This is a genomic window from Mitsuokella apri (assembly GCF_051886055.1).
In the GTDB taxonomy this organism is placed as follows: domain Bacteria; phylum Bacillota; class Negativicutes; order Selenomonadales; family Selenomonadaceae; genus Mitsuokella.
On record NZ_JBJEXT010000021.1, the window covers coordinates 1 to 13066 of the forward strand.

10 protein-coding genes are annotated in these 13066 nt (G+C 54.2%); 3 read left to right on the plus strand and 7 right to left on the minus strand.

What is annotated here, in order from left to right; genetic code table 11:
* Positions 1 to 220 precede the first annotated feature (220 nt).
* Complete coding sequence (locus ACI4OH_RS02125; protein ID WP_435720807.1) at positions 221 to 790, minus strand: flavodoxin family protein; 570 nt, start codon at positions 788 to 790, stop codon at positions 221 to 223.
* 150 nt (positions 791 to 940) lie between these two features.
* Between ACI4OH_RS02125 and thiT the strand changes: the two genes are divergently transcribed.
* Together thiT and ACI4OH_RS02135 are read left to right on the plus strand one after the other, a co-directional pair.
* Positions 941 to 1555, plus strand: a complete 615-nt coding sequence (gene thiT / locus ACI4OH_RS02130; protein WP_435720808.1) for an energy-coupled thiamine transporter ThiT — start codon at positions 941 to 943, stop codon at positions 1553 to 1555.
* 31 nt (positions 1556 to 1586) lie between these two features.
* The gene (locus ACI4OH_RS02135) at positions 1587 to 2780 is read left to right on the plus strand and encodes an MFS transporter (RefSeq protein ID WP_439784061.1); all 1194 of its coding nucleotides are present in this window, start codon (positions 1587 to 1589) and stop codon (positions 2778 to 2780) included.
* A 15-nt stretch (positions 2781 to 2795) separates the two neighbouring features.
* Here the strand turns inward: ACI4OH_RS02135 and holA are convergent, their stop codons facing one another.
* The 5 genes from holA to ACI4OH_RS02160 all read right to left on the minus strand — a co-directional run bounded on the left by holA (position 2796) and on the right by ACI4OH_RS02160 (position 10075).
* Positions 2796 to 3827, minus strand: coding sequence for a DNA polymerase III subunit delta (gene holA / locus ACI4OH_RS02140; RefSeq protein ID WP_439784062.1), 1032 nt, complete (start codon positions 3825 to 3827; stop codon positions 2796 to 2798).
* A gap of 106 nt (positions 3828 to 3933) precedes the next feature.
* Entirely contained in the window at positions 3934 to 6522 is a 2589-nt protein-coding gene (locus ACI4OH_RS02145) for a 3'-5' exonuclease (protein ID WP_439784063.1), read from the minus strand.
* 4 nt (positions 6523 to 6526) lie between these two features.
* Positions 6527 to 8983 (minus strand): DNA internalization-related competence protein ComEC/Rec2, encoded by a 2457-nt coding sequence (locus ACI4OH_RS02150; protein WP_435720812.1) that lies wholly within the window; start codon positions 8981 to 8983, stop codon positions 6527 to 6529.
* 25 nt (positions 8984 to 9008) lie between these two features.
* On the minus strand, positions 9009 to 9599 hold the full coding sequence (locus ACI4OH_RS02155) for a ComEA family DNA-binding protein (RefSeq protein WP_435720813.1): 591 nt from the start codon (positions 9597 to 9599) through the stop codon (positions 9009 to 9011).
* Between the two features lie 137 nt (positions 9600 to 9736).
* Positions 9737 to 10075 (minus strand): hypothetical protein, encoded by a 339-nt coding sequence (locus tag ACI4OH_RS02160; RefSeq protein ID WP_435720814.1) that lies wholly within the window; start codon positions 10073 to 10075, stop codon positions 9737 to 9739.
* A gap of 303 nt (positions 10076 to 10378) precedes the next feature.
* Between ACI4OH_RS02160 and brnQ the strand changes: the two genes are divergently transcribed.
* A complete protein-coding gene (gene brnQ, locus ACI4OH_RS02165) occupies positions 10379 to 11704 on the plus strand; it encodes a branched-chain amino acid transport system II carrier protein (RefSeq protein ID WP_439784064.1) in 1326 nt (441 codons plus the stop codon).
* A 72-nt stretch (positions 11705 to 11776) separates the two neighbouring features.
* Here the strand turns inward: brnQ and serA are convergent.
* Positions 11777 to 13066: phosphoglycerate dehydrogenase (gene serA / locus ACI4OH_RS02170; protein WP_439784065.1), on the minus strand; the 1290-nt coding region annotated here is incomplete at its 5' end.

Sequence of the window (13066 nt, forward strand, 5' to 3'; positions counted from 1 at the left end):
ATCGCGAGGGAGGCTATGCGATTTTATTTTGCTTCAAAAGTTGTAAAGTGCTGTCGCTTAATATAAATGATTAAAATCATTTTATTTTAATAATACTACAAATGCAACGAAAAATCCACCTTAACAATAAGGAATGAACGATTCATTAAAAAAAGGAAACAAAAAACCAGACTCCCTATTTTAAGGAATCTGGCTTCTAATAAAATTATGGAATACTATATTATGCTTTCTTCTGCAGTGCAGCGAGTTTCGCCGCTTTTTTCGCGAGGAAGCGCTGGCGCATGACCATTTTATGCTTCATGCGCTCCACGAGGTCTTTGGCATCCGCGATATCCTGTTCATCGGGATGCGTCGAGGCGAGTTTCCAGCGCTCCATGCTCTTCGGACCGCCGTGCGGGTCATCGGGGCCTGCATTCTGGCGCTTCTTGAGCATGGCCGGATTGATCTTGCCGCGGCAGCCGAACGTGCCGAGAATCGTGCAGTCAGGGCCAAGAAAATAGCCGGCGCGCGCAAAGCTCGTGATGGCGTGTTCGCTCGTCGGCGCCGTGCCGTGCGTCTGAAAGAAGATGACCTGAGCATCATGGACCTTCGGCAGATATTTGAGCATCAGAGGGTCCGGCTGACCGAGGCGCAGCCAGTAGCCAAGTGCTACAACCTCATAGCCGGAAAGGTCCTCCGGTGCATCCTGCACGCGGAACACGTCAGCATCTCCGGCCTGCTCCGCGATGGCTTCTGCGATTTTCTTTGTATTGCCCGTAACCGACGAATAAATGACGGCCCATTTTCCCATATCTATCATCCTCCTGTTTCATGTTTTCATCGTAACACAATACCTTGTATTCCACAGTAACATTTGCTACAATATAAGGCGCTGCAGGCAATCCGCTCTGCTGTATTACGGTATGTTGTTTATGTAATTTATATAGAAAGAAGTGTTTTTATGTCTGAACTTCTTGCGTCGCCGACAGCCGACTTTGCCATGCTTGGCACTTTGCTGTTGATTTTAGGCGGACTTTATACGCGTCATATCCATCTGACAACGCGCACGCTCATCGATATCGCGCTGATGCTCGCGCTGACGATTGTGCTGCACCAAATTCGCATTTTCCATATGCCGCAGGGCGGCAGTGTGACACTCGGTGCCATGGTGCCTCTTTTGCTGCTCTCGTACCGCTATGGTCCCGGCATCGGCGCTCTGGCGGGCTTTCTCTACGGCCTCATCAACATCATACAGGACCCTTTCATCGTGCATCCCGTACAGGTGCTCTTCGACTATCCGCTGCCGTATATGGCCATGGGCCTTGCCGGCCTCTGGCGCGAGCATATTTACCGCGGCACGGCTCTCGCCTTTCTCGCGCGTTTCCTCTGCCACCTGATTTCCGGCGTGGTCTTCTTCGCCTCGTATGCACCGGCCGGCATGAACCCGCTCGTCTATTCGCTCGTCTTCAATGCCAGCTACCTGATTCCGGAATTCATCATCTGCTGCATCATCCTGCGCCTGCTGCCCATCAAGCGGCTGCTGCGGGCCATGGGAGACAAGAGCAGCCGTATCTAATACAGGCAAAAAATTCAAAGGAGACTTTTTCATGTCAAGCGAATTAACCGCCAATGTCAAGTTAACTGCCAGAAAGGACGGCACGCTGCTCCTGAGCACCGGCCATTTCCTCAATGATTTTTACTGCAACTTCCTGCCCATCCTGCTGCCGATCATCATGCCGAAGCTCGGCATTTCCCTGACCGTCAGCGGTCTCCTCGTCATGGTGCTCTCCATCACGAGCAATATGATGCAGCCGGTCTTCGGCTACATCATGGACCGGCACAATCTCAGCCGCCTGCTGATTCCCGTCATCCCGTTCGGTGCCGTCTGCATCTGCTCGATTGGCCTGATTTCGACGAAATTCATGCTGTTCCTGCTCATCGCGTTCACGGGTCTTTCCGTTTCGGGCTTCCACCCGCTCGGCTCGACACTCGTAGCCAAGACAGCACCATCGGAACGGCAGGGACGTTCCATGTCGTATTACATCGCGGGCGGCAACCTCGGCTATGCGCTCGCGCCGGTCATCGTCATTGCCTTCCTCAATCGCTTCTCGATGGAGGATCTGCCATGGCTCATGGTGCCGGGCTTTCTCTTTGCCTTCATCTGCCTCAAGAGCGGCCTCACGCAGTATTCGACCGTTGCCGATAAAGCAAAAGCCAAGGTCTTCCATCTCAGCGAAGTCTTCCGCAATGCGTCCATCCTGCGCCTGAACATTGCCATGGGACTGCGCTGCTGCACGCATGTCTCGATGTCGACGCTCCTGCCGCTGCTGCTCGTCTCGCATGGCTACTCGGGACTTCTCTCCGGCACGCTTTTGACGCTTTTCCTCGTTGGCTGCACCGTGGGCGGCCTGATTGGCGGCTACCTTGGCGACCGCTTCGCCCATAAGCGCATCATCATCATCTCTTTAGCCCTCTCGATTTTCCCGACCATCTACTTCTATCTGAATCCGGGCAACGAACCGCTTTCCCTCATTGCACTGTTCCTGACGGGCGCTCTGCTGCTCGCACCGCAGCCGAGTTCCCTCGTCTGGGCACAGCGTGCCATGCCCGGCAGTGAAGGCATGGCCTCGGGCATGATGCTCGGCTTCTCCTTTGGTCTCGGCAGCCTCGGCACGGCCGTCACGGCTGCCCTCGGCGACCAGATTGGCCTGACGCAGGCTCTTTTGCTGTCGTCGCTAACGCTGCCGCTTGCCGCCGTCTGCACGATTTTTGCGCCGTTCCCGCAGAAAGCAGAGAAATAACTCCGTATATATGAATCAATCCTTTCCTTTGCAGAGGGTGATGACCGCTTCTTCAAGGACTTCATTGCCAGCCTGCCCCGTTTTCAAAGTATAATCCGCGTCAATCAACATGAGCATGGCGCGCTTGAGTACCGGCTCAGGAAATGCTGCAGCCGCACGGCCGAGTTTTTCGGCAATAAAGGGATTGAGTTCCAAGGGCTTCGCGAGCGCTTTGCCGCGAATGCCCTTTTTCATTAGTTCCTTTGCCTGCCAGAGCTGACGCACATGGCGCGTCAAAAGGGCCACGAGCACCGTGAAATACGTGCCGTCCGCAAGCTGACGGTGCAGGAGCAGCAGGGCTTTTTTGCTGTCGCGCGCACTGATGGCATCGAGCAGGGCAAAGACCGAGACCTCCGGCACCCCTGAAAAAACCTCAACGAGCTCGGCCTTCGTAATATGGCGTTCCTTGCTGAACAGCGCGAGCTTGTCAAATTCCTTGTCAAGATACGCGAGGGAAATCTGCTGCATCATGCTGACAGCTCCGGCAAAATAGGCATAGGCCTCACGGTCCATATCTTTATTGAGAGACCGCAGCTTTCCCTGCAGCCATTCGCCAATATTCCAGGCACGCAGGGGCTCTGCCTCAAGGATCAGGCCGGCCTTATTGACGGCCTTGTAAAGCTTGCGCCGCTTGTCGGCCTTATACGGAGCAATGAATACGACATAACTGTAAGGCGGCATATCCCCGAGCAGCCGGATGAGTTCATCGAGTTCCTTGCTGTCGCCGCCCGCCTGCTTGCTGTCGCGGAAGAGATTCGTGCCATTCAGCAAAATGACGTTCTTGTCCGCAAAAAAAGGAACGGACTCAATATTGGCAAGCAGCGCAGAAAGTTCCATATCGCCATCAGCCTTCTGCAGGGCATCTTCACTCCCCTGCCCCTTAGGGAACAAACGGCTTAGTATGGCCTCTTTCGCCTTATCGATATAATAATGTTCTTCTCCTGACAGCAGGAACACGTGCGGCAGTTCCTGTTTGCGGATATTCCCCATGAACTCTGTGAATTTCACCCGGTTTACGCCCCTTTCTGCAAAGTGTTTCTAAAAAATTATAACACAAATCCTCCCATACAAAAAAGCACGCTGCCTGACAAAAACAGGCAGCGTGCTTTAGCATTCAGACATTTTGTACATAGCGGCGCGGCAGCGTGCGCAAAAAACGGCTCATATGCGTGTAATGGCCGCGCTGCGACTGGCACCAGGACAAGAAAAGCTGTTTTTTCGGCCGCGTGATGGCCACGTAAAAGAGACGTGCCTCTTCATCCATCGTATCATTCTTCTCAGCCTGCAGTCCCGGAAAATTCCCTTCCTGAAGGCCCGCAACAAAGACATAGTCAAATTCCGAACCCTTGGCCTGATGCACGGTGATGATGGGAATCTGCTGGCGCTTGGTCAGGGCATCGAGATTCGTGTTGGACAAGACGGTGTAATTAAGAAAGCGCAAAAGGGCATCGAGGGGCCTGACTTCCTTTTCGTCCATATCGCGAGCCTGACGAAAGAGGTCCCGCAGATTTTCGATGCGCGTTTCTTCGTTTCTGCGCCTGTAATAGTCATCCATTTGCGTCTTGACGACGATCTGCCCAATCAGCTGCCACGGCCGCATCACTTCGGCATCCCGCCGGAAAGAAGATATTTTCTCTGCCATATCCGTAAAGAGTACCTGCCATTTCGCCATAAAGGCACGGCGGTCCTCTGCATAGGGCTTTATATTATGCTCCACGGCAAACAGCAGGATTTCCGAAGTTGCGCAGATATCGTCCATGGCATCGTGCGTGGAACGGTGTGATACCTTGCAGAACTCGCCGAGATATTCAAGTTTATGGTTCGGCAGGTTCGGATAAAAGCGCCGAAAAATGTCGAGTGTATCATAGTAGCGGCGGTATTTAAGCTGCGGCAGTCCGAGACGCATGAGTTCACTGCCGAGGATGCTGAGGTCATAGGTGACATTATGCCCGACAATGACCGCGTCTTTGGCAAACTCGCAGAAATCCCGAAGCACCTGCGCAGGGTCCTGCCCTTCCTGCTGCAGCATATCATCTTCAATATGATGAATGCGCACGCTGTCGCCCACAGCGCGCGCAGCTCTCAAGAGGCGCTTGAACTCCGCCTTGACGCTGCCATCGCGGCTAAGCCTTATCCCCGCAATCTGGATGATCTCATCGCGCGTCGGGTCCACCCCTGTCGCTTCGACATCAAAGACGACGACATTGTCTTCGTCCAAAGCCTTCAGCAGCACCGCAAACGGGTCGCCCGTGCGGCGCGCATCATCGTCGAGATAATCCGTGATGCGGATGCCTGCCCTGCGATACGATTCCTGCGATATTTTTCGAATAGTCCCCGGACCTATGCCTTTGCCGAAACGGTTGAGGATACGCACAAAACTTGCCGTATCATGCGGATTGAGGATGAGCTTCAGAAAGGCCAGTACATCCTTGACTTCCTGACGCCTATAAAATTTGACCTCATCAATGAGCATGAACGGCAGCCGCTCTTTGTCGGGCAAATGACAGCCAAAGCTCCGGAAATACGAAGAGAGGTCCTTATTATAGCGGTTGCTGCGCGTCAGGACACAGACACTGCTGTAATCCCTGACGCCCAGCTGCTGAATCGTATAATAAATCCACTGTGCTTCTTCCTGAAAGCTGACAGCGCCCTTGAGGACAATGGGCGGACCGTACTCAGGACTTACAGCATGCAGCCCCTCGGGATAAAGCGCCGAAACGCGCTCGGGGAAAAGCTGCTGCAGGCAGGCAAAGGACGCACTCAAAAGGACCTGCGTGGAACGATAATTTTCTGTCAGCACCAGGCGGCGCGGCTGCCAGTCCCGCTGATAAGCGCGCAGGACCGTCTCGGGGTGTGAACCGCGCCATTCGTAGATCGTCTGGAAATAATCGCCGCAGAGCAGCAGATGACTGCAGCCAAAGATGCGGGCCATGATCCTGTACTCGAGTTCACTCGTGTCCTGCACCTCATCAATATTGATATAAAGGAAGCGGCGCGCCCATTTCGTCGCAATTTCGTCCTGCCGGAACAGGGCATCCGCCTGTACGATGAGGTCCGTAAAGTCAAGGCCGTGGATATCGTGCAGCCTTGCATCATAGAGAGCCGTGACATGCGGGCCCCAGACCTGCCAGCCCTCAAAGAGCTGCCGATAGAACTGATAGTGCTCATCTGTGGACAGTTTGCGGACCACTTCCGGGTGTTCCTGCATCAGGCGTCTGAGTGCTTCCTGATAATCCGCTTCATCGTCTCCGGATTCAAGGTGATAAGCCGTTCTCGCCGACTTCAGTCCGGCAATCAGGGACTGCACGGACCGTTCGGGCCATTTCTCTTCAAGAAGCTCGCGCACAATTCCCAGGCAGTCGGTCTCATCAAAAATCGTAAAATCCGCAAAAAGGTCGGAATGACGCTTGGCTTCGGTCTTGATGACGTCGTAGCAAAAGCCATGGAATGTCTTGACGATGACGCGCCTGCCGGCCTCACCAGCCCGCATGACAATGCGCTCCTTCATTTCGCGGCAGGCCTTATTCGTGAACGTCAGGCAGAGGATTTCCTCTGGTTCCGCACGTTTCTGCTCCAGGATATTGGCAATGCGGCAGGCCAGCGTGTTTGTCTTGCCCGTGCCGGCCGGTGCGAGGAGCAGGATATTGTTCTGCAGGTCCTGTACGGCTTCTCTCTGCGCCGGATTCAGTTCTTCAAATTCCATAACGTCACCTCAAAATCTTTGTATCCGCATAGGTCTCCACGCGCATGGTCTTCCCATCGGTATGAAAGACGACAGCCCCATCCCGGTCCGTGCGCAGGGTCCGTATGCCATGCTCCTGATAGCGCTGCACGATTTCCGGCTTGGGATGGCCGAACGAATTTTCAAAGCCCACACAGAAAACACCGTATGACGGGGCCACGTTTTCCAGAAAAGCCTCTGAGCTCGACGTCGCGGAGCCATGATGACCGGCCTTCAGGACATTGGCATGCAGATTTTTTCCTGTGGCGATGAGCTTTGCTTCCTGCTCTTTGACAAGGTCGCCCGTAAACAAGAAACTGGCCCTGCCATACGAAACGCGGTAAACATTTGACACTTCATTGCCCGTACCGCCGCCGGACGGCTTTGGCGGAGCAAACAGCACCTCTACTTTAACACCGTCAAGCATAAACGCATGGCCTTCTTCTGCCGTCTGGAATTTCCGCAGCACGGGGTCAGCATCGCTGAGCTGCAGACTGCGCGCGTAAGCATCCAGGCCCTCTTTCGCCATATAGACACGCTCGACGGGTATTTTTTTCAGGATGCCGCTGCAGCCCTGCGCATGGTCCTCATGTGCATGCGAAAGAAAAATGGCATCGAGCGCGTGGACATCGTGATGCAGAAGGTACGGCACATCGACCTTGCTGCCGATGTCAAAACTGCCGTCGCGCGTGCCGCCCGTATCAAACATCATGGCCCTGCCATGCGGCGTCACGACGAGGACGGCATCTCCCTGCCCGACATCGAGGAAATGCACGGCCATTTCGCGCGTGGCCAGCAGCTGCGACAGCCCATAGACAAGAAACAGGGATAAACAAACAGCCGCTGCCTGCCGCCTGTACGGATAAAGATGCGTCCGGACAAAATCGCGCCGGCAGAAGCAAAACAGCAAAAAGCCCAGCAGAAAATAATAGAGCAGACAAAGCTGCCATTTCATCGCCGGCAGATACAGAAGGCCTCCGGGAATTTTAGCCAGTACATGCGCAAGCTCTGCCGCCACGCCTAAGAGCAGGCTGTCAAACGCAAAGATGAGATGACCGGGAAACGGCAGAAAAAACGCCGCAATGCCGGCAAACAGCCCCAAGACAATCATGAGCTCCAAGATGGGCACGACCAAGAGATTGGCCAGCAGGGAAGACAGGGATACCTGCCCGAAATACCAGAGCAGCACGGGAAGGGAGGCCAGCTGCGCTGCAGCCGTGATGGCCAATCCCATCGCCATAAAGGAAGGAATCCCCCTCTGCCTTCCCCAGCGGTACAGCACCGGTGCCAAAAAGATCAGTCCTGCCGTTGCCAGATAGGAGAGTTCAAAGCTGATATGAAAGAGCAGCAGCGGCTGCCACATCAGCATGAAAATCCCTGTCAGCAGCAGGATATAGCGCGACTCGCGCTCGCGCCCAAAGGCCAGTGCCAGAAAACTCAAGCTGCCCATCAGCGCCGAGCGGATGACAGGGGGAACACAGCCCGCGAGGATGCTGTAAAAGGCAATGCTGCCGAGCACGAGGACAGCAGAAATGGCACGCGGCAGGCGCAGCATGGAAGCCAGCCAGAGCATGACGGCCGCGACAAGGCTGATATGAGAGCCCGAGACCGACAGAATGTGCACGATGCCCGTCGTCTGAAAATCCTCGATGAGTTCCGGCTCAATGCCCTCATAGCCGCCAAACAGCATGGCAAAAACAGCAGCCGCATCTTCCTTTGGCATGACGTTTTCCATGCTCTGCCGGTAATGGCGGCGGCAGTCGGCGACGAACCGTTCCAGAGGGCAGGCATCCCTCTGTTCTATATGGACAGTTCCCTTGCCCGCTGTCAAAAGAGCGGTAATCCCGTCGGCGCGCAGCAGCAGCTCCGTATCAATCTGTCCCGGATTCTGATAGCCATGGGGCCTTCGGACCGTCCCGCCCACCGTCAGGCCGTCACCGATGCGGGCCTTTTCCTCTTTTGCCGTCGTTCTGGCATAGACATAGCATTTGCCTGAAGCTGCCTGCCACTGGCCGCCGGACTTGACTTTTTCTGCCTGCACGAGATAACGCACCTTATAAAACATGCTGCCATCGGGCGCCAGCACGCTCTGCCAGCGCGGCTCCTCAAGCAGCGTCCCGCTGAGCCGGATTTCCTGTTTAGGCTGCTCTGCCCATCGTGAAATATCATGTTCCGACAGGGACATGCTGCTCTGCAGGCGAAAAATCCCGCAGAGGAAAAAGAGCAGCAGCAAAGGCAGCCAGCAAAAGCGGCTGCTGTGCCAGGTCATCCATACCGCCAGCAGGAATACCGGCAGTCCCAGCATCAGCCAGAAAGATACACCGAACCCCCAAAAATCTCCCAGATTCCCTAAATAAGGATGGAAATACGATACAGCAATTCCCGCAGCCAGCATCAGCAGCAGGCCGGCGAGAAAAAGAACGGGATATTGTCCTGTCTTCATAGCCGCCTCCCATTAAGGTCTAAGGTCAGATACAGATCTTGTCTTTGAGTTTCTGGAACTTTGCCTCGCCAATGCCCCTGACCTTCTTGAGGTCCTCGGGGGCTGCAAAGCTGCCCTCTGTCTCACGGTATTCGATGATGCGCTTTGCCATGGCAGGGCCAATGCCCGGCAGCGTGTCAAGCTCCTCAGCCGATGCCGTATTGATATTGACGACAGCTGCTGCAGCCGCGTTTTTCGCGCTGCTTTGTCCCGCTGTCTGCTTGTTCGCTGCTGCAGATTCTCCCTTCTTCTCCGGAATGCGGACCTGCTGCCCGTCCTTCAGCACCTGTGCCATGTTGATCTGCCCGCTGTCAGCCGTTGGCAGCAGCCCGCCGCAGGCGTTGACGGCATCCATGGTGCGCGCCCCGTCTCTTACGGTCACGACACCCGGCTTGTTCACCGCACCTGTCACATAGACTGTTACTTCAGGAAGATCCTGCTGCGTCCCGCTGCTGCCTGCCGCCGCATCAAGCTGAATCGTCTCTTTATCCTGCGTATAACAGCCATAATACGTTCCTCCTGCCACTGCTGCGACGATAAGGAGCAGAATCAGCAGAGATTTTCTGTACATCGGCAAGAAAATCGCCTCCTCTTCTATTTTGTTTTCTCCTTACACACTTCGCGCCCAATAAAAAAACTCCTGCCTGAGCAGGAGCTTTCCTTTACTTTTGATTAAAATTTAAAATCCATAACATGCCCTTACGATTCAAAGATTCAGGCAGTCGCCGTCTGGACGCGGAAGAAATCTTCAATGTAGCTCGTCCAGCCAAGGTCGTAAATATTTTCTTCGCCAATCTCGTTCTGGTAAAGTGCCAAAACAATCATCATCAGGGAATCGGCCACATAGCGGTCATCCGCCATGCCCATTTCCTCGTAGTTCTCATAAATCGGTACGACGATGCGCGTGAGACGTTCACGGGACATGCTGGCGATGATATCATACATGGCGTCGCAGTATTCCATTGTATCTTTGCGATAAGCCATCGGATTCCTTTTGACGGAATCTTCGATATTCCGAATCTGGCTCAAAGCAATCAATTTAATTCTCATCACAAGCATATCTTTCATATACATACGTCATTCCTCCATCCGTGGATTTATTATAGCGCAGGTTTACATATATTGCAAATTGTATGCATGTATACTTAATGGATGTTTCGATGATGATTCTATATTTTTACTCTTGTATACATAGTACATGCCAGAAATATCGCATAAATCAATTCAGGAAGGACAAAACAGGTTGATTTTTTTATATTGTCTTCTCTCAATTGACAAAGCACAGCAAAATCTTATAGAATAGAACAATCTACACCGCATATATTTTTTCAATCTCTGGAAAGGAGAATTTGCTTTATGACGAAAAAAGGACTGCAGATTGGGCTGCTTCTGTTCGGCATGTTCTTCGGCGCCGGTAATCTGATTTTTCCACCTTCCCTTGGCTTTCAGTCCGCCACGATGTTCGGACCAGCCATTTTGGGCTTCCTGCTCTCCGGTATCGGCATGCCGGTGATCGCCCTGATCATCGGCACGTTCAACAGCGGCGGCTTCCGTGCGGAGATGAGCCGCAAACTCTCCCCATTTTTCTCGCTGCTCATTCTCTCACTCATCTACCTCTCCATCGGACCTTTGATGGCCATCCCGCGCACGGCCGCTACCTCTTTTTCCATCGGCGTACTGCCCATCACGGGCGACGGCACTCTGCCTCTGGCCATTTTTACCAGCCTTTACTTTGCCTTTGGCTGGTGGCTGGCCATCACGCCTTCCAAACTTCTCGCCCGACTCGGCAAAGTGCTGACGCCAATCTTCGTCCTGCTCATCGTCGTGCTGACGATTGCCGGTCTCTGCACCTATACGAATACCACACTGCCGGCCCCGCTTGGCAAATACGCTGAAGCATCATTTGGCACCGGCTTCATCGAAGGCTACAATACGATGGACACGCTGGCTTCCTTCGCATTCTGCATCATTGCCCTAAACGAGATGCGCCGTCTCTCCTTCCGTTCGGCCAGGGAGCATTATTTCTGCATCTGGATGGCGGGACTTGCCGTTACGCTGCTCATGGGGGCCCTGTATCTCGGACTTGCCCTGCTCGGCAATCACTTTCCCATTGCTCCCGAAATCTACAGCAATGCCCATATCAACCTCGGCGCTTATGTGCTTTCTGAGACTTCCCTGCATCTTTTCGGGCCTGCAGGCATGTATTTTCTCGCCGTTATGATTACCCTGACCTGTTTCACGACAACCGTAGGGCTCATTGCCGCTGTGGCAGAATTCTTCTATGGGGAATTTCCTTTTATGTCCTACAAAAAATATGTGACGGCCATCAGCCTCGTGAGTTTCCTGCTCGCCAATCTCGGCCTGAACGAGATCATCAAGGTCTCCCTGCCCCTGCTGCTTTTCCTCTATCCCATTGCCATCACGATTGTCCTCATGACGATCCTGAACAAATTCGTAAAGCTCTCGCGTACCGGCATGCGCCTTGCCGCTTTTGCTGCGGCTCTTGTATCGCTTTTGGACATTCTGCGCCAGTTTGCAGGTTTTTCCTTTGCCGCTTCCATCACGGGCAGCCTGCCCCTGCACGAAAGCGGTCTTGCGTGGCTGCTGCCCGTCATCATCTGTCTTGCTCTCTCGCTGCTCCTGCCCGACAAAATCAGCGGCGAAAATACCCTAAACGCATAAAAACCATCAAAAAAAACTGCTGTACTAACAGCAGTTTTTTTATTTCTTCCTATATTATATAGGAAGACTTATTTAGATTTCGTAAAAATTGACAAGCTTGGCGTCGAAGATGCCATCGAGGGCTTTGACCGTTTCGAGCAAAGCTGGCGGGATATCGTTGTCGACCGTCAGAACCATGAGGTTCTTGCCCTCTTCCTCCGTCGTGCCGACCTGCATGGCCGAGATATTGACACCGTTGCCGCCGAGCAGCGTGCCGACCGTGCCGATGACGCCAGGACGGTTGATGTGTGGACAGATGAGGATGCGCGCATGCGGGTCAACATCGACGCGGAATTTATTGATGCGGACGATGCGGCCCTGTGTGCCGAACAGCGTGCCCTGTACGGAAAGTTTCTTGCCGCCGGCGACGACATCGACCGTGATGAGGTTGGCAAAATTCTCGGCCTCGCGCTCCTTGCGCTCCGAAACCTTGATGCCGCGCTCTTTGGCAAGGCCCGGTGCATTGACATAGTTGACTTCATTCTCCATGACCGGATTCAGGATGCCCTTGATGACGGCCGTCGTCAGAAGCCCCGTATTGACTTCCGTAATCTCGCCGTTGTACGTGACTTCGACGGATTCAATCGGGCCGTCGGCGAGGCCGACGACCGTGCCGCCGAGACGTTCCGCCAGCGTAAGGTACGGCGCGATGACGCGCATGACCTGCGGCGAAACCGGCGCCATGTTGACGGCCGTAGCCACAGGCTCACCGTGCAGGGCAGCGATGATGCCCTTGGCTACATCGACCGAAACACCGATCTGGGCCTCAACGGTCGAGGCACCGAGGTGCGGCGTCAGGACAATGTTCGGAGCCTCGAGCAGCGGATTGCCTTTTTCAGCCGGCGGCTCGCTCGTGTAAACATCGATGGCCGCGCCTGCCACGAGGCCCTGCTTGAGTGCTTCGGCGAGATCCGCTTCGTCGATGATGCCGCCGCGGGCGCAGTTGACGAGGCGGACGCCCTTCTTCATCTTCTTCATCTGCTCCATGCCGATCATGCCCTTCGTTTCCTTTGTCAGCGGCATGTGCACCGTGATGAAATCCGAGTTCTCGATGACTTCGTCAAAGGTAGCGATTTTGACGCCGAGAGCTTTCGCACGCTCTTCATTAATATAAGGATCATAAGCGAGCACGTTCATGTCGAAAGCCATGGCGCGTTTGGCAACGCCCGAGCCGATGCGGCCCATGCCGACAACGCCTAAAGTCTTGCCGCGCAGCTCAACGCCGACGTATTTCTTGCGGTTCCATTCGCCCTTATGCATCGTCTCGTTGGCAATCGGGATGTTGCGGGACATCGCGAGCATCATGGCCATCGTGTGCTCCGT